Genomic DNA, 16,465 nt, shown 5'->3' on the forward strand with positions numbered 1-16,465 from the left:
GTACCGTTGCGGGATGCAGCGAGACGGCCGGCCGGTGCGACGTGTCGCCGTGGTCGGGGTCTCGTTGGGCCTCCACCTGGCGCTGATCGGCTGCTCGGGATCGTCGGCGCCGCGAGTGGTCGACATCGACCCGGTCGGGCCGACCGTGATCCCCACCGCCCCGCCACCGACCGAAGGGTCGACGTCGGTGACCGTGGCGCCGTCGTCCGGCGGACCTCCGGCGACCACCGGGTCGAGCGGCCGCGACCGGGAGGAGGTGTCGCGCAGCCTGTCGGTCGGCGATCGGCGCTTCCCGGGCCTGGGCTCCGCCGATCTCGATGTCGGCCACTACGACGTCGCGCTCGACTACGACCCGGTCGCCCGGGTGTTCGACGGCACGGTGACCGTCAGTTTGACGACGACCACGACCACCGACCAGCTGGCGTTCGACGCCGAATCGCTCGACGTGGGCTCGGTCGCCGTCGACGGCACGTCCCGGCCGTTCCTGACGGCGGATCGTGAGCTGCTGATCACGCTGCCGACAGCGGTCGCGGCGGGCACCGAACTGGTCGTCGACATCGACTACCGGGCCGAACTCGACACCACCCGCCGGTTCGCCGACGATGCCGGCGTGTTCGTGACGGCGGGCGGCTTCTGGTCGGTCAACGAACCCGATGGCACCAGCACGTGGATGCCGACCAACGACCACCCGACCGACAAGGCGACCTGGACGTTCGTGCTGACGGTGCCCGACCCGGCCGTGGCCATCGCGAACGGGGAGCTGGTGAGCTCGGAGTCGGCGTCACCCGGGACGACGGCCTGGACCTGGGAGCAGACCGAACCGATGGCGTCGTACCTGACGCTGCTGCTCGTCGGCGACTACGACCTGGTCGACGCCGGAACGACGGCGAGCGGGGTCGAACTCCACCACGCTGCCATCGACGGCTCGACGTCCTCGCTCGACGCCTACACCGAGGTCACGCTCGAACAGTTCGAGTTCTTCGAGCCGCTGTTCGGCCCGTACCCGTTCGACCGGTACGGCCTCGCGATCACCGACTCCACGCCGGGGCTCGCCATGGAGACCCAGGGGCTGTCACTGTTCAGCTCGGGCGACCTCGACGGGTCGCTCGGTGCGCTCCAGCACCTCCTGCTCGCTCACGAACTCGCCCATCAGTGGTTCGGCGACGCCGTCTCCCCGGCCACCTGGGACGACATCTGGCTGAACGAGGGCTTCGCGACGTACGCGCAGTGGTTGTGGCTGGACGAAGCCGGATTCGGCACCGTCGACGAGTTCGCTGCCGACGCACTCGCAGCGCTTCCCGACGCCGGCGGACCGGTCGGACGGCCCGACGAGCTGTTCGGCGCCGTGGCCTACGAGGGCGGTGCGATCGTGCTGCATGCCATGCGATCGGTGCTCGGCGACGAGGCCTTCTTCGAGGGTCTGCGGACGTGGAGCGCCGAGCACGCCGACGGGGCGGCGACCACAGCCGACCTCCGTGCGACCTTCGAGCGTGTCTCGGGTCGGGACCTCAAGGGGTTCTTCGACACGTGGGTGGCCGCCGAACAACGCCCCGACCGGTACCCCGACCCGGAGAGCCCTGCCTGATCAGCGCCCGACGAGACGGTCGAGCACACCGCCCCAGAGCCGGCTCTCGGTCCCGGTCCGGGCCTCGACGCTGTCGGCCAGCCGCGCTGCGACCCGTCCGGCGTTGACGCCGACCCATCGCAGCGGTTCGGGTTCCCACGACCGCGAGCGGTGGCCGACCCATGGCAGGGTCGTCAGGTCGTCGTCGCCGTTTTCGGTGATCAACGCGGCGAGGGTGCGGCCGGCCAGGTTGGTCGTCGACACGCCGTCGCCCACGTAGCCGCCGGCGGCGGCGAGACCGGTCCGACGATCGAACCGGACGCTGCAACGCCAGTCGCGCGGTGCGCCCAGCACGCCGCCCCAGTGGTGGGTGACGGCAGCATCTCCGATCGACGGGAACAGCTCGCGCAGCGAGGCGGTCAGCAGCGTCTCGATCCGGTCGTCGGTGTCGAACTCGGGACGGATCGCCGAGCCGAAGTGGTACGGGGCGCCTCGACCACCGAACGCGAAGCGATCGTCCGTCGTCCGCTGGCCGTAGATGATCATGTGCCGGCCATCAGCGAATGTCGGTCGGTCGTCGAGTCCGATCTGCGCCCAGACGTCACGGCCGAGCGGTTCGGTCGCGATCATCAGCGAGTACAGGGGCAGCATGGTGCGGCGTTCGCCGTCGAGTTCCGCCGTGTACCCCTCGGTGGCACGAACCACGATCTCGGCCGACATCGTGCCGTGCGACGTGTCGAGTCGCCCGGGCTCGATCGAGCGCACGTCGACGCCCTCGCGTATCTCGACCCCGGCCGCGAGCACGGCACGAGCGAGGGCGTGGACCAGCCGAGCGGGATGCACGGTCGCGCAGTGCGGTGTGAAGACCCCACCGACCGCCGACGTCGCCGCGCAGTGCGCGCGCGTTTCGTCGGCGTCGAGCCGGCGGTAGTCGTCGTCGCCGAATCCGTGGCGGCGGTACTCGTCGAGGTGACGACGAAGGCGCCGTTCCTGCGGGCCCGACCGAGCCAGATCGACGGTGCCGCCGCGATGGAAGATGCCGGGTGCCCCGTGTTCGTCGACGAACGAACCGATCTCGTCGACCGTCGCGTGCATCGCCCGCTGGAACCTCGCCGCAGCTGCTGATCCACTCCGAGCCGCGATCTGATCGAGGCCCATCGGGAGCAGCGCCGAACACCACCCGCCGTTGCGGCCGCTGGCCCCGAAACCCACGGGGTGGCGCTCGACGACGACGATCCGGAGGGCGGGATCGTGACAGGCCAGGTACCAGGCGGTCCACAGCCCGGTGTAGCCCGCGCCCACGATGACGACGTCGGCGTCGACCGTCGTGTCGGACGCAGGTGGCCGGACGATCTCGTCGTCCGGCAGGGTGTCGGCCCACAGGGAACGTCCGGCTCGCTCGGTCACGCCCGTACGCTAGGTCGGCGAATCGTCCTCTCGGCACTCGAACACGCGCCGGACCCCACCCCACCCCATGGTCTCACTGCCTCCACCCACGAGCGCCCCAGCCGGCTGGTACCCCGATCCGTCGGGCGTCGGCCAGCGGTACTTCGACGGACGCGCCTGGGTGGCGCAGCATCCGGGTTTCGCCGAACCCGAGGAGCATCCGAGCCTGCCGCTGAGCGCGGCGCTCGGGGCACTCCTGGTCCTCGTCGTCTCGCTGATCGCCGGCAAGGTGCTCGTCGATCGGCTCACTCGGTACGACTGGCCGGTGATGGTCTACGTGGTGATCCTCGCGGTCATCGGCTACGGCCCGTCGCTGGCCTGGGGTGCCCACGTCCGTCGGCGCTGGGGCTCGAGCCGGCTCACGTCGCTCGGATGGCGGTTCCGTTGGGCCGATCTCGGCTGGGGGCCGCTGACCTGGCTCGGAGCGATCGGCACGCAACTCGTGCTGGCGTCGATCGTGTTGATCTTCGACATCCCGCTCAGCAGCAACGTCGATTCGGCCTCCGATCTCGACGCCGATCGGGCGTACCTGGTCGCGACGCTGGTCACGGCGGTGATCGCGGCGCCGATCATCGAGGAGCTGGTGTTCCGCGGTCTGGTGCTCCGGGGTCTCCTGAGCCGGATGCGGCCGACGTTCGCCATCGCCGCCCAAGGTGTCCTGTTCGGTGTGGCCCACGCCGATCCGGTTCGTGGTGCCGGCAACATCGGGCTCGTGTTCGTACTGTCGGGGGTCGGTGTCGCGTTCGGCGTCTCGGCCTACCTGGCCAGACGGCTCGGCCCGACCGTGATCGCCCACGCGATCTTCAACGGCGTCGTCATGGTGATCGTGCTCAGCGGAGTGCTCGACGACGTCGAGACCGACTTCGGCGCGTTGATCGCCATGTTCGCGACCATCGCCGGCGGCTGATCCTCGCGGCCCGGTCGGGGTCGTCGGGTCCTACGCGTCGAGCAGGACGTTGTCGATCAGCCGGACGTCGCCGAACCACGCCGCCGTCAGCACGCACACCGGCGGCTCCGCCCGCTCGACCGGATCGAGGTTCATCGCGTCGACCACCTCGACGTACTCGACGTCGGCCCGCGGCTCGGCGGCGATGCCGTCGAGCACGATCGACCGGATCGTGGCGGCGTCGCGTTCGCCGGCATCGAACGCATCGGCGGCAGCGCGCAGCGAGCGGGAGATGACGAGCGCCGCCTGCCGGTCGTCGGGGCCGAGGCGGACGTTGCGGCTCGACAGCGCGATGCCGTCGTGTTCGCGCACGATCGGGACGCCGAGGATCTCCACGGCGAGGTCGAGGTCGCGGACCATCCGTCGGACGATCGCGAGCTGCTGGAAGTCTTTCTGGCCGAAGGCGGCGACGTCGGGCAGCGTGGCGTTGAGCAGCTTCGTGACCACGGTCGTGACCCCCCGGAAGTGGCCGGGTCGCATGGGTCCTTCGAGGCGGTCGGCGAGGTCGCCGGGTTCGACGTGGGTCTGGAATCCCGAGGGGTACATCGTGGCCGCCGTCGGCGCATACACGGCGTCGACCCCTGCTCCACGACACGTGTCGAGATCGGCGTCGATCGGTCGCGGGTAATGGTCGAAGTCGGTCGACTGGTTGAACTGCAACGGGTTCACGAAGATCGTGACGACGACCCGGTCGGCCCGTTCGCGCACGGCTTCGACCAGTGCGAGGTGGCCACGGTGGAGCGCCCCCATCGTCGGCACGACCCCGACGCGTTCGCCGTCGAGGCGGCGGGCTCGGGTCCACTCGCGCATGTGCGCGGGTGCGGTGATGAGATCCATCGGGGCCGAAGCTACCCGGGCCAGGCGCCCGGGCACAGATCGCGGTACGCCGGTGACGAGCCGATCGATGTCGCCGTGACGACGGCGTCGGTACACGCTCGCTCGAACACGTCGGCCGCGGCAGCGAACACACGGTTGAGCCGGACCACCCGCGACCCGGTGGAGCGGATCTCGATCACATCGTCGCCGGGGACCGGATGCCGGTCGGTCGACAGCCCGAAGATCGTGTCGCCGTCGACGAGGGTGTGAGCGGGGCGGATCGCCCGGGCGAGGCCGTCGTGGGCCGACTGGGCGAGCCGACCGGCCTCGGGGCGCGACAGCACGGCGTCGGTGGCGACGACGCCGATCGTCGTGTTGAGCGGTGGCGGCGCTGCCGCCGCTTCCAGGTGGTCGCGCAGTGCGATTCGTTGAGCGGCCGGCGGTCGTCGGAGCGACCGGACGGGTGACCACGGTGCGCCGGTGGCCGGGTCGATCACGGCACCGCTCGCGTTGACGACGGCGAGCGCAGCGACCGTGATGACGATGTCGTCGAAGTCGACCGTGGTGCTCGCCATGCCGACGCCGCCCTGGAGACCACCCGCGCGGGCGCCGGTGCCGGCTCCGACCGATCCGCGCCGCGTGGGCCGCCGCGCAGCGCGCAGCGCGCGTGCTCCGAAGTCGGGGCCCGGTCGGTTGCCGAACCGGCCACCGCGCCCGAGGTCGAAGATGACCGCGGTCGGAACGACCGGCACGACGTGTTCGAGGTCGGGCCCGACCGGCACGCCGAGTCGGCGTCGCTCGAGCTCGGCCATCACGCCGTCGGCGGCCGACAGCCCGTACGCGCTGCCGCCGGTCAGGCAGATCGCGTGGACGCGGTCGACCAGGTTGCGTGGGTCGAGCGCGTCGGTCTCCCGGGTGCCGGGCCCGCCGCCTCGCACGTCGACGCCCGTGACCACGCCACCGGGCGCGCTGATCACGGTCGTCCCCGTCTGCCAGCCACGCCCGCGGCGCTGGTGGTGCCCGACGAGGATCCCGTCGACGTCGGTGAGCGAGCCGTGGGCGAAAGGGTCGAGCGTCACGCCGCGACCGTACCGAACCCGCCGCTATGGTTCGCGACGTGCTCGGCCGAGAACCTGCCCCGGACACGACCTGGGTCCGGCTGGCAGGCGGGGCGAAGCAGCGGGTCGGTGACGGCTTCCACCGTTTGCACGAGGTCATGTACCGGTGGGCGGCGATCGGCCCCCGCTCGTCGCGGGCACGGGAGTTCGGTGCGTTCGGCGATGGCAGCATCATCTGCTACCCGCCCAACACGCTGATGAACGTGCGGTACATCCGGATCGGTTCGTCGACGATGATCGGGCCGCAGATCGCACTGTCGGCGGGCATGGTTCCCGGTCAGCAGTGCATCACCGACACCGTCGTCTCGATCGGCGATCGTTGCCTGATCGGGCGGGGGAGCGGCATCGTCGGTCATCTGTCGATCGACATCGGCGACGACGTCTGGACGGGACATCACGTCTACATCACCGACCAGAACCACGGCTTCGCCGACCCGAACCGCCCGATCTCACAGCAGATGCAACCCGAGCGGCCGGTCCGGATCGGCGACGGCTCGTGGATCGGGCACGGATCGGTGATCCTGCCGGGTGCCACGATCGGCCGCAACGTCGTGATCGGTGCGAACAGCGTCGTGTCGGGCGAGATCCCCGACCATTCGGTCGCGGTGGGCGCGCCGGCGCGGGTGGTGAGACGGGTCAGCGAGTGAGGTCGCGTGGGGGAGCGCAGGCGGGCATGTCGTTGTCGCCGGCGAAGGTCTCGATCCGCTCGCTGATCGGGATGCCGTCGGCGGTCTCGTAGAACGCCAGGTTCTCGCCGGTCTCGCGCAGCTGGTCGGCGTAGCGGTACCGATCGCCGATGTAGGTCCGGTAGTCGGCTTCCCAGAGGGGGACGATCTCGCGGCCCTTCTGGTCGCTCGGCACGACCGCGACGACGTCGTCGATCATCTCGTCGATGATGTCGGTCGACCGCTCGACGATCTCGGCCCGCTCACGGATGAGTTCGGGACCGCCCTCGGTGATCAGGCGGAAGTCGGCCAGTTCGAGCCGTTCGGCGGTCGCGGCCTGACAGATCTGTTCGGCCCGCTCGGCCCAGGCCCGATCCTCGATGCGGTTGACGGCCTCTTTGGAGGCGAAGAACAGCGCCCAGATCCAGAAGGTGGCGAACAGGGCGACGAGGATGGTCAACCCGACGCGGACGCCGAGCTTGCGGGCGCGACGCTCGTCGAGGTCGTCATCGACGGGCATCGGCGGCGTCGTGGTGTCCACCGGGACAACGCTACGAGCTGGGCGGCCCATCCGGACGTCGTTCCGATGCCCGAGCCGATGCCGGGGCTCAGTCGACCGGGTCGACCTCGATGCCGTACGGGAACGGGCCCTGCACGGTGATGCCCGGGTCACAGTCGGCGCCGGCCGATCGCACCGTCACGACGGTCGACCACTCGGCCGTCTCTCCGGGATCGAGTTCGTCGATGGTGACGAACTCGGTGCGGTCGTCGACCTCGACGAACAGGGTGTACTCCCGGGCATCGTCGTCGAGGTTCGTGATGGAACCGCTCACCTCGGCCCGCCGCCCGTCGATCGAGCAGGAGATGATCTCGGTGCGCGCTTCGCCCGGTTCGACGAAGCGGATCACCTCGCGGAGCACGGTGATCGACAGGAGCACGCCGACGACCGACGCCGCGATGCCGAGGCTGCCCATGACGATGCCGGCGATCGAGGCCCCTCGCCCGACGTCGGACACCCGTGAGCGTTTGATGCCGATGATGCCGAAGACGAGGGCGAGCACGGCGAGCACCGCTCCGAACACGACGATGAACGGGATCCAGGCGATCGCGACGCCGACCGATCCCATCACGACCGCCGCGGTCGCGGCGCCGTTCGTGGGGCCCTTGCCCCCTGCCGCATGCCCGGGGCCGGTGCCGAGCGGGTCGACGTACCGCTGGCCCCCGGCGCTCACGTCGGAGGTCCAGGAGGTGCCGTTGAAGTAGCGATGGTCGTACCGATCGAGCGGATCGGGGAACCAGCCGGACGGCGTCGAGGTCGGGTCGGGCACGGCGTGAGAGTACCGTCGCTGCCGTGGAGATCGTGCTGATTCGTCATGGCCAACCGGAATGGGTGAAGGACGGACTCAACGTCGTCGACCCGCCGCTCACCGATCTCGGCCACGAGCAGGCGGCACGAATGGCCGAGCTCCTGGCCGACGAGGAGTTCGACGAGGTGCTCGTCTCACCGCTGCAGCGAGCTCGGCAGACCGCGGCACCGCTGTACGAACGCCTCGGCCGCCCCGAGCAGATCGAACCGTGGCTGGAGGAGATCCGTGACCCGGGCTGGCACGGCACGCCGGCCGAGAAAGCGCAGCAGGCGTACGCAGAGCTGAAGGGACGCGCGGCCGATCAGCGGTGGGACGGTCTCGACGGCGGCGAGTCGATCCGTGAGTTCACCGACCGCATCCATATCGGTGCCACCGAGTTCCTGCGCAGCAGGTCGATCGTTCGGGTCGAGCACGAGCTGCCGATCTGGTCGCCGGGCGAGTACGGCAAACGCATCGCGCTCGTCGCCCACGCCGGCACCAACTCGATCACGATCGGTCACCTGCTCGGCCTCGACGCGACGCCGTGGGAGTGGGACCGCTTCGTGCTCGGCCACGCCTCGATCAGCCGGGTCGAGGCGCTGCCGGTCAAGGACGGGTGGACGTTCAGCCTGACCGCACTGTCGAACGCCGAGCACATCCCCGCCGAGCGCCGCAGCCGCTGACGAGTCGTCCCGTGCGGTTCGGTACCGTACGGCATGTCCGACGACGCACAGCATCGACTCAGAGCGTTCTCCTTCCAGGTCTACTCGAAGCTGGAGGGGGCGTTCACCGCCGGCATGATCCACCTCGGTGACCGGCTGGGCCTGTACGAGGCACTGGCCGCCGCCGACGGGCCGGTGACCAGTGACGAGCTGGCCGACGCCACGGGATTGCAGGAGCGCTGGGTGCGCGAGTGGCTCCACAACCAGGCAGCGGCGCAGTTGCTCGAGCTGACCGACGACCACGGCCGCGACCGGTTCGGCATGTCGGGCGAGGCCCGTGCGGTGCTGGCGTCGCCGAACCATCCGGCGTTCGGGATCGGGATGTTCCATCGGCTCCCGCAGACGATGCAGGCGCTCGAGGCGATGCCCGAGAGCTTCCGGACCGGGCTGGGTCACGACTACGACAGCCACGGACCCGAAGGCGCGGTCGGTATCGAGCGGAGCTTCGAGCCGTGGAACCACCACAACCTGCTGCGCAAGGTGCTGCCGGCGATGGACGGGGTCGTCGAGCGCCTGACCAACGGTGCCACGGTCGCCGACGTGGGGTGTGGCGCCGGGGGAGCGGTGCTGCTGATGGCCGAGGCGTTCCCGAACAGCACGTTCACCGGCTACGACATCTCACGCCACGCGCTCGACCGGGCCGAGGCCCGCCTCGCCGCGGCCGGGCTGACCAACGCCCGGTTCGTCGACCCGCGTGACGAGCCGCTCCCGGTCGACGGCTCGCTCGATCTGGTCACGACGTTCGACTGCATCCACGACATGGCGCACCCGACACCCGTGGTCGACGCGCTCCGTGGTGCGCTCCGCGACGACGGGTACTGGCTCCTCGTCGACATCCGTGCGGCCGAGACGCTCGCCGAGAACATCGAGCTCAACCCGATGGCGCCGCTGCTGTACGGCGTGAGCGTGCTGTCCTGCATGTCGTCGGCGCTGTCCGAACCGGATGGCGAGGGGCTCGGCACGCTCGGGCTCCCGGCATCGAAGGCGGAAGCGATGGCGAACGCGGCCGGCTTCTCGCGGTTCGAGACGCTCGACGTGTCCCACCCGATGAATGCGTTCTACGAGGTCCGTCCGTAGTTCGTCGGTTCCCGGCGATCCGGTCGGGCGATTCGCCTCGTAGCCTGACGGACGCATGCAGATCTCGCCGCATCGCTACCGACAGGTCACGGTCGTCGCGCTGGTCGCGCTGGCGATCATCATCGTCACCGGTGCCGCCGTCCGGCTCACCAACAGCGGGCTGGGCTGCGACGACTGGCCGAACTGCTCAAGCGAGCGGTTCGTCGACGTGTCCTCGAAGCACGCGGCGATCGAGCAGATCAACCGGCTGTTCACCGGCGTCGTCGGGTTCGCTGCCATCGCCGCGGTGCTCGGCGCGCTCGTCCGGGTCCCACGCCGCCGTGACCTCACGACCCTGTCGCTCCTCGTCGCCGGTGGCGTCGTCGCCAATGCGGTGCTCGGCGGCATCTCGGTCCTGGTCGATCTGCACCCGCTCGCGGTGCAGGGGCACCTGCTGCTGTCGATGGCGCTGATCGTGGTCGGCACCGTCCTGGTCCGGCGGGCGGGCGAACCCGACGGCGTCGAGCGGGTCCGGGTGGTGTCCGAACCCACACAGCGGTTGACCTGGTTGCTCTTCGCGCTGACCTGGGTCGTGCTGTTCACCGGCACCCTCGTCACGGGTGCCGGCCCCCACGCCGGCGACGAGAACGCCGAGCGGCTCGACCTGGACATCCCGACGGTGGCCCGGGTCCACGGGATCGTGGTCGTGACCACGATCGTGGTCGCGCTGCTGATCGCGTGGCGGATCCGTGCGCGTCGGGCCGGTGACGGATCGCTCGCCTCGCCGATCTCGACGTGGCTGTTCGTCGGCGTGCTCCAGGCGGCCGTCGGCTACGTCCAGTACTTCAACGACGTGCCCGCACTCCTCGTCGGCATCCACGTCGCCGGTGCGACCGCGGTGATGTGGGCGACGACGATCGTCGTCCTCGACACGACACGCCCGGTACCGGCATCGCCGATGTCGCCGGTCGGGGTGTCGGACGTCACAGATGAGTTCAATGTGCACGTTTCCGCCGACTAGAGTCCGTGCACGATGCGAGCCAGATCGCCCATGCCCGGAGGACCACGCTCGATCGGGCGAGCACTGAGAGCGCTCGTTGTCGCCCTGGTGATCGTGTTCGGCGTGTTCGGCGTCTCGACTCCCGCGACGGCCCAGGAGGGCAGCGGTGACGAGACGACCGACGAGTCCGTCGACGACACCGGCACCGAGGTCACGGGCACCCTGCGGGCACGCGACGCCGAGGGTGAGGACGTCTTCCTCGAAGGCGTCGAGTTCGTCGTGTCAGACGCCGACGGCAACGAGGTCGGTCGTGGCGTCAGCGACGCCGAGGGCAACTGGAGTGTCGGTCTGCCCGGCGCCGGCGAGTATTCGACGCTCCTGGTCGTCGAGACCCTCCCTGAGGGCAACTCGCTGCGGAACCCCGACAACAACCCGTTGTCGTTCTCGGTCAACGAGGGTGACAGCCGACCGAACCTGTTCCCGATGGGTGAGGCCGCCGCCAAGACCGACAACACGATCAAGGCACTGCAGCTGTTCGTCGACGGCCTCAAGCTCGGATTGATCATCGCCATGTGCTCGATCGGTCTGTCGCTCATCTACGGCACCACGGCGCTCGTGAACTTCGCCCACGGCGAGATGGTCACGTTCGGCGCCATGGCCGCCTACCTGTTCCACGCCAGCGGTGCGCTCGGCTTCGAGACGTCGTTGATCGTCGCGGGCATCCTGGCGGTGCTCCTGTCGGGCGTCGCCGGCGGCCTGTTCAACGGATTCGTGTGGCGCCCGCTGCGCAACAAGGGTGCGAGCCTCATCTCGGCACTCGTCGTGTCGATCGGGTTCTCGATCTTCCTCCGCTACGTGATGCTCTACATCTTCGGCGGTCGAGACGGGTTCTACCGTGACTACCGGATCCAGGAGAAGTGGGATCTGGGCTGGTTCACGCTCGCTCCGAAAGATGCGTTCATCATGGTCTTCTCGATCCTGGTACTGACCGGCGTCGGCATCGGACTCGAGAAGACCCGGGCCGGCAAGGCGATGCGTGCCGTCGCCGACAACCGTGACCTCGCCGAGTCCTCCGGCATCGACGTCGAGAAGGTCATCAGCTGGGTGTGGGTCGGCGGTAGTGCGTTGGCGGGCCTCGGCGGTGTGCTGTTCGCGACGACCGAGGCGATCGGCTGGGAGATGGGCTTCCGGATCCTGCTGCTGATGTTCGCCGGCGTCACCCTCGGTGGCCTCGGCACGGCGTACGGCGCCCTGTTCGGCAGCCTCATCATCGGCGTGTTCATCCAGACCTCCACGCTGGTCATCCCGAGTGACCTGAAGAACGTCGGCGCACTGCTGATGCTGGTCGTCGTGCTGCTCGTGAGACCCCAAGGCCTGCTCGGACGAGCGGAAAGGATCGGCTGATGGATTGGGGAGCGATCATCGAGAACATGTTCCGCGGCCTGATCGGCGAGAACCTCATCTACTTCGGGCTCGCAGCGATGGGGTTGAACATCCACTTCGGCTACACAGGACTCCTCAACTTCGGCCAGGCGGTGTTCATGGCGGCCGGCGCGTATGGGCTCGCGATCGCCGTCACGTCGATGGGTTGGAGCTTCTGGGTCGGTGTGCCACTGGGGCTCGTCGTGTGTCCACTCATCCTCGCCGGACTGATGGGTATCCCGACGCTCAGACTCAGAGCCGACTACCTGGCGATCGTCACGATCGCGGTGGCCGAGATGTTCCGCATCATCTTCCGGTCGCCGACGCCGAGCATCGCGAAGTACACCAACGCATCCGACGGCCTCAACGGCTTCACCCGCACGTTCTACGACCTCAGCCCGTTCAGCAACAACACGCGCTACCTGGGGCTCTGGCTCGGCAACCAGATGTGGGTGGTCGTCGTCGGCTGGATCGCCTTGGCGCTCGCCGTGCTCATCGTGTGGCTCCTCATCCGCAGCCCTTGGGGACGTGTGCTCAAGGCCATCCGCGAAGACGAGGACGCCGCACGCAGCCTCGGCAAGAACGCCTACTGGTACAAGATGCAGGCCCTGGCGTTGGGCGGCATGCTCGGCGCGGCAGGTGGCATGCTCCGGGCGATCGGCACCGGTTCGGCGCAGCCGCAGAACTTCATCACCGACGTGACCTTCTTCGCCTGGGTCGCGTTGATCCTCGGTGGCGCCGGCAAGGTGTTCGGTCCGGTGGTCGGTGCGGCGCTCCTGTACGGCGTGTTGAACTTCACCGACTCGTTCCTGCGCCAGGCCGTCCAGAACGACGTGATCCCCGAGTCGATCATGTCCGGAACCCAGGTCGGTCAGGTTCGCTTCATGCTGATCGGGCTGGGACTGGTGCTCCTCGCCGCCTTCAGACCGCAGGGGATCTTCGGCTCCAAGGAAGAGATGGCCCTCGATGATCGCTGACGCCCGCGCTCGCACGACCCCGACGTCCGATGTCGTCGACCCGGTGGCAGCCCGCGCTGCGCTCGCCGACGTCGCCCGCGAACCGGGTGTTGCGAAGCCCGACCCGATCCTGATCGCCGACAACGTCGTGCGCACGTTCGGCGGCCTCACCGCCGTCTCCGTCGACCACGTCGAGATCCAGCGCGGCGTGATCACCGCGCTGATCGGCCCGAACGGCGCCGGCAAGACCACGCTGTTCAACCTCCTCACCAACTTCGACGACCCCGACAGTGGGACCAGGGTGTTCGACGGCAACGACATCGGTTCGGTACCGGCCCACAAGATCGCCAACTACGGCATGGTGCGCACCTTCCAGCTCACCAAGGCACTCTCGAAGCTGAGCTGCATCGACAACATGAAGCTGGGGGCCACCGGGCAGAAGGGTGAGTCACTCTGGCGGGCGTTGTTGCCGTTCCTCTGGAGCAGCCAGGAGGCCGAGATCGAGGCCCGTGCCGACGCGCTGCTCGAACGATTCAAGATGGACCACATGCGCGACGAGTTCGCCGGTACGTTCTCCGGCGGACAGCGCAAGCTGCTCGAGATGGCACGGGCGCTGATGGTCGAACCGAAGATGGTCATGCTCGACGAACCGATGGCGGGTGTGAACCCGGCGCTCACGCAGTCGTTGCTCGGTCACATCACCGGCCTACGCGACGAGGGCATGACCGTCCTCTTCGTCGAACACGACATGGACATGGTGCAGGAGATCAGCGACTGGGTCATCGTGATGGCCGAGGGACGCATCATCGCCGAGGGCCCACCACGAACGATCGGCGAGAACCAGGCCGTCGTCGACGCATATCTCGGCACGTCCCACGGGGCCGCCCTGCTACTGGACGAGGACTGACCGATGAGCGACTCCGAACCGACGAGCGCAGCCGAACCACTGTTGATCGCCGATGATCTGACCGCCGGGTACCTGCCCGGCGTCGACATCCTCAGCGATTGTTCACTCGAACTCGCCGAAGGCGAATTGGTCGGCATCATCGGTCCGAACGGCGCCGGCAAGTCGACGCTGGTCAAGGCGATGTTCGGGCTGGTCAGCGTGCGAGCGGGCAGTGTGCGGCTCCGGGGCGAGGACATCACGAACCTCAAGGCGCACTCGCTGGTCAGCCGGGGTGTCGGGTACGTCCCGCAGAACAACAACGTGTTCCCGGCCCTCACGATCGCCGAGAACCTCGAGATGGGCACCTTTCTCGAGCCGAAGAAGTTCCGCGAACGGTTCGAGCGCGTCGGCGAGATGTTCCCGCGCCTGGTCGAGCGACGCGATCAGCGGGCCGGGTCGCTGTCGGGCGGTGAGCGTCAGATGCTCGCGATGGGTCGGGCGCTGATGATGGATCCGTCGGTGCTGCTGCTCGACGAGCCGTCGGCCGGGCTGTCGCCGGCACTGCAGGACGAGGTGTTCATCCGGTGTCACCGGATCAACAAGGCCGGCATCTCGATCGTCATGGTCGAACAGAACGCCAGCCGCTGCCTGCAGATCTGTCACCGGGGCTATGTGCTCGACCAGGGCACCAACGCCTATTCGGGCACGGGCAAGGAGTTGCTCACCGACCCGAAGGTGATCGAGCTCTACCTCGGCACCCTCGTCAAGTCCCACCAGTAGGACGCTCGGGCACGCTCTGGCTGTGCGTTCCGCCTCACCGCTCGCCGTCCGAAGACAGCTCGGGTTCGTGGCGTTGTTCCAGAGCGCACCTGAGCACCCTCCTGGATCCCCAGTTCGCTGGTGCAGGGTGTTCGGGCGTCGGATCGGGCCCTGCCCGGCCGCGTTCCGGCGCACCGTTTCCCGGTCGACGATCACCCGCCCCGGGGCGCTCACCGCGAGGCCGTGTCGCGGGTGCGTGCGTGGCGGGCCCAGTTCCGCGACATGGCGAGTCTGCGTCGGCGGCGTCCGTGGGCTGTGTCGCGGTTGTGTGCGTGGGGTGCTCAGGTTCGCGACACGGCGGACCTGGGCCGGGACGCGAGAGGGCCCGGGGTCGGAACCCCGGGCCCTCTCAGGTGTTCAGTTGTTCAGGTGGTGCTGATCAGGTGATCAGACCGCACCCTGGACCGAGCCGGCGACGAAGATGGTGCCCGTCTCGTCGAACTCGAGGATCAGGATGCTTGCCTGCGACGGCTCGCCTGCGTCGATGAATTCCAGCGGACCGGAGACACCGTCGTAGTCGATGTCGGTGCCGGCGTCGACGAGTGCGAGGCAATCGGCGTACGTCGTGCACTTCTCGCCTTCGCGGGTGACGCCGTTGATCTCGGCGGCAACAGCGACCGGGTCGTCGGTGCCGGCGATCGCGGCGGCCAATGCGGTCACGATCACGGCGTCGTACGACTCTGCCGAGTACGAGTAGTCGATGAGGTCCGGGTCGATCCCGAGCAGACGCTCCTGGAAGTCGGCCAGTTCACCGGCGACGTCGACACCCGGGAGCGTGCCCTTCATGCCGGCGACCACGGACGGGTCGTCGAACTGCTGAGCGAGCGCGTTGCCCATGTTGCCGTCGGTGCCGTAGAGCAGCTTGTCCGACGGGCCGAAGCCGGCCTCGATCAGGCCGCCGAGGATCTGAGCGGTTTCGTCGAAACCGATGATCACGATGGCATCGGGGTTGGCGTCGACGACTGCCGCGATCTCGGCGTCGAAGTTCTCGGCCTGCGGGTCGTACGTCGTGCCCATGTCGCCGTAGACGACCGTGCCGCCACCGGCGGTGTAGGGCTCGATGGTGTACTGCTGGAGGCCGGTTCCGTACGAGTCGTTCAGCACGAGGAACGCTGCCGTGGCGGCACCGTCCTGGAGCATCACGTCGGCGAGGGCAGCGCCCTGGATGACGTCGGACGGGGCGGTACGGAAGTACAGACCGTTGTCGTCGTAGTCGGTGAACGTCGGCGAGGTGTTGGCCGGCGAGAAGTGGATCTTGTCGGCCTGGGTGATCTTGTCGATCACGGTCAGCGACACACCGGAGCTGGCGGCGCCGATGAAGGCATCGACGTCCTGGGCGAGCAGGCGGTCGACCGTGGCGTTGGCCACTTCACCGTTGTCGCCCGAGTCGCCGGGCAGCCACACGGCGTCACTGCCGAGCACGCCACCGTTCTCGTTGATCTCCTGGACCGCGAGTTCGACACCAGCGAACTCGGGTGGTCCGAGGAACGCAAGGTTGCCCGTCTCGGGCAGGATGCCGCCGAACGTCAACACCCCGTCGCCGCCGGTGGCGTCGTCCGAACCGTCGTCGGTGGGCTCGTCGGACATGTCGTCGCTCATGTCTTCGGACATGTCTTCGGAGGGCTCGTCGGACATGTCGTCGGACATGTCTTCGGAGGGCTCGTCGCTCATGTCGTCCGACATGTCTTCCGACGACTCTTCGG

Annotated in this window: 16 protein-coding genes; 10 read left to right on the forward strand and 6 right to left on the reverse strand. The window is 68.8% G+C overall.

Translation table 11 applies throughout. From position 1 onward, the window contains the following. The first annotated feature begins 13 nt into the window (after window positions 1–13). Complete coding sequence (locus R8G01_02580; protein ID MDW3212855.1) at window positions 14–1,585, forward strand: M1 family metallopeptidase; 1,572 nt, start codon at window positions 14–16, stop codon at window positions 1,583–1,585. On the opposite strand, the gene R8G01_02585 is transcribed toward R8G01_02580, so the two are convergent. Beyond that, window positions 1,586–2,971 carry an FAD-dependent oxidoreductase gene (locus tag R8G01_02585; GenBank protein ID MDW3212856.1) on the reverse strand — a complete coding sequence of 462 codons (1,386 nt, stop codon included), beginning with the start codon at window positions 2,969–2,971 and terminating at the stop codon, window positions 1,586–1,588. It lies immediately after the preceding gene. 67 nt (window positions 2,972–3,038) lie between these two features. On the opposite strand from R8G01_02585, the gene R8G01_02590 reads away from it, so the two are divergent. Then, window positions 3,039–3,917: a CPBP family glutamic-type intramembrane protease gene (locus tag R8G01_02590; protein MDW3212857.1), complete on the forward strand. Its 879-nt coding sequence runs from the start codon at window positions 3,039–3,041 to the stop codon at window positions 3,915–3,917. Window positions 3,918–3,947: 30 nt separating this feature from the next. Here R8G01_02590 and panC read toward each other — a convergent pair whose 3' ends face one another. Both panC and R8G01_02600 read right to left on the reverse strand, forming a co-directional pair. Beyond that, on the reverse strand, window positions 3,948–4,793 hold the full coding sequence (panC, locus tag R8G01_02595) for a pantoate--beta-alanine ligase (GenBank protein MDW3212858.1): 846 nt from the start codon (window positions 4,791–4,793) through the stop codon (window positions 3,948–3,950). An 11-nt stretch (window positions 4,794–4,804) separates the two neighbouring features. Continuing rightward, entirely contained in the window at window positions 4,805–5,851 is a 1,047-nt protein-coding gene (locus R8G01_02600) for a P1 family peptidase (protein MDW3212859.1), read from the reverse strand. Between the two features lie 38 nt (window positions 5,852–5,889). Here R8G01_02600 and R8G01_02605 point away from each other — a divergent pair, with 38 nt between their 5' ends. After that, on the forward strand, window positions 5,890–6,537 hold the full coding sequence (locus R8G01_02605; GenBank protein MDW3212860.1) for a DapH/DapD/GlmU-related protein: 648 nt from the start codon (window positions 5,890–5,892) through the stop codon (window positions 6,535–6,537). Here the strand turns inward: R8G01_02605 and R8G01_02610 are convergent. Together R8G01_02610 and R8G01_02615 are read right to left on the reverse strand one after the other, a co-directional pair. Beyond that, on the reverse strand, window positions 6,527–7,096 hold the full coding sequence (locus R8G01_02610; protein MDW3212861.1) for a hypothetical protein: 570 nt from the start codon (window positions 7,094–7,096) through the stop codon (window positions 6,527–6,529). The two genes, R8G01_02605 and R8G01_02610, sit on opposite strands and share 11 nt — an antisense overlap. A gap of 67 nt (window positions 7,097–7,163) precedes the next feature. Beyond that, entirely contained in the window at window positions 7,164–7,883 is a 720-nt protein-coding gene (locus R8G01_02615) for a DUF4190 domain-containing protein (protein ID MDW3212862.1), read from the reverse strand. A gap of 23 nt (window positions 7,884–7,906) precedes the next feature. Here R8G01_02615 and R8G01_02620 point away from each other — a divergent pair, with 23 nt between their 5' ends. From R8G01_02620 to R8G01_02650, 7 genes are read left to right on the forward strand one after another with little or no spacing between them, the layout of a single operon-like run. Then, window positions 7,907–8,584, forward strand: coding sequence for a histidine phosphatase family protein (locus tag R8G01_02620; protein MDW3212863.1), 678 nt, complete (start codon window positions 7,907–7,909; stop codon window positions 8,582–8,584). 33 nt (window positions 8,585–8,617) lie between these two features. Beyond that, window positions 8,618–9,700, forward strand: a complete 1,083-nt coding sequence (locus R8G01_02625) for a class I SAM-dependent methyltransferase (GenBank protein ID MDW3212864.1) — start codon at window positions 8,618–8,620, stop codon at window positions 9,698–9,700. A gap of 55 nt (window positions 9,701–9,755) precedes the next feature. Further along, window positions 9,756–10,700: a COX15/CtaA family protein gene (locus R8G01_02630; GenBank protein MDW3212865.1), complete on the forward strand. Its 945-nt coding sequence runs from the start codon at window positions 9,756–9,758 to the stop codon at window positions 10,698–10,700. A 30-nt stretch (window positions 10,701–10,730) separates the two neighbouring features. After that, a complete protein-coding gene (locus R8G01_02635; GenBank protein MDW3212866.1) occupies window positions 10,731–12,083 on the forward strand; it encodes a hypothetical protein in 1,353 nt (450 codons plus the stop codon). Beyond that, window positions 12,083–13,078: a branched-chain amino acid ABC transporter permease gene (locus tag R8G01_02640; GenBank protein ID MDW3212867.1), complete on the forward strand. Its 996-nt coding sequence runs from the start codon at window positions 12,083–12,085 to the stop codon at window positions 13,076–13,078. Before R8G01_02635 ends, R8G01_02640 begins: the two co-directional genes overlap by 1 nt. Further along, window positions 13,068–13,964, forward strand: a complete 897-nt coding sequence (locus tag R8G01_02645; protein ID MDW3212868.1) for an ABC transporter ATP-binding protein — start codon at window positions 13,068–13,070, stop codon at window positions 13,962–13,964. The genes R8G01_02640 and R8G01_02645 overlap by 11 nt, the downstream gene beginning before the upstream one ends. 3 nt (window positions 13,965–13,967) lie before the next feature. Continuing rightward, window positions 13,968–14,723, forward strand: a complete 756-nt coding sequence (locus R8G01_02650; GenBank protein ID MDW3212869.1) for an ABC transporter ATP-binding protein — start codon at window positions 13,968–13,970, stop codon at window positions 14,721–14,723. A 426-nt stretch (window positions 14,724–15,149) separates the two neighbouring features. Here the strand turns inward: R8G01_02650 and R8G01_02655 are convergent, their stop codons facing one another. Further along, window positions 15,150–16,433 (reverse strand): ABC transporter substrate-binding protein, encoded by a 1,284-nt coding sequence (locus R8G01_02655; protein ID MDW3212870.1) that lies wholly within the window; start codon window positions 16,431–16,433, stop codon window positions 15,150–15,152. Window positions 16,434–16,465: the final 32 nt, after the last annotated feature.

The organism is Ilumatobacteraceae bacterium (genome assembly GCA_033344875.1).
Classification (GTDB): Bacteria; Actinomycetota; Acidimicrobiia; order Acidimicrobiales; family Ilumatobacteraceae; genus Ilumatobacter.

Bases quoted from the DNA above. Each gene is read 5' to 3' on its own strand.
- R8G01_02580 (MDW3212855.1), top strand. From the start codon at position 14: ATGCAGCGAGACGGCCGGCCGGTGCGACGTGTCGCCGTGGTCGGGGTC.
- R8G01_02590 (MDW3212857.1), top strand. From the start codon at position 3,039: ATGGTCTCACTGCCTCCACCCACGAGCGCCCCAGCCGGCTGGTACCCC.
- panC (MDW3212858.1), bottom strand. From the start codon at position 4,793: ATGGATCTCATCACCGCACCCGCGCACATGCGCGAGTGGACCCGAGCC.
- R8G01_02625 (MDW3212864.1), top strand. From the start codon at position 8,618: ATGTCCGACGACGCACAGCATCGACTCAGAGCGTTCTCCTTCCAGGTC.
- R8G01_02630 (MDW3212865.1), top strand. From the start codon at position 9,756: ATGCAGATCTCGCCGCATCGCTACCGACAGGTCACGGTCGTCGCGCTG.
- R8G01_02635 (MDW3212866.1), top strand. From the start codon at position 10,731: ATGCCCGGAGGACCACGCTCGATCGGGCGAGCACTGAGAGCGCTCGTT.
- R8G01_02640 (MDW3212867.1), top strand. From the start codon at position 12,083: ATGGATTGGGGAGCGATCATCGAGAACATGTTCCGCGGCCTGATCGGC.
- R8G01_02645 (MDW3212868.1), top strand. From the start codon at position 13,068: ATGATCGCTGACGCCCGCGCTCGCACGACCCCGACGTCCGATGTCGTC.
- R8G01_02650 (MDW3212869.1), top strand. From the start codon at position 13,968: ATGAGCGACTCCGAACCGACGAGCGCAGCCGAACCACTGTTGATCGCC.
- R8G01_02655 (MDW3212870.1), bottom strand. From the start codon at position 16,433: ATGAGCGACGAGCCCTCCGAAGACATGTCCGACGACATGTCCGACGAG.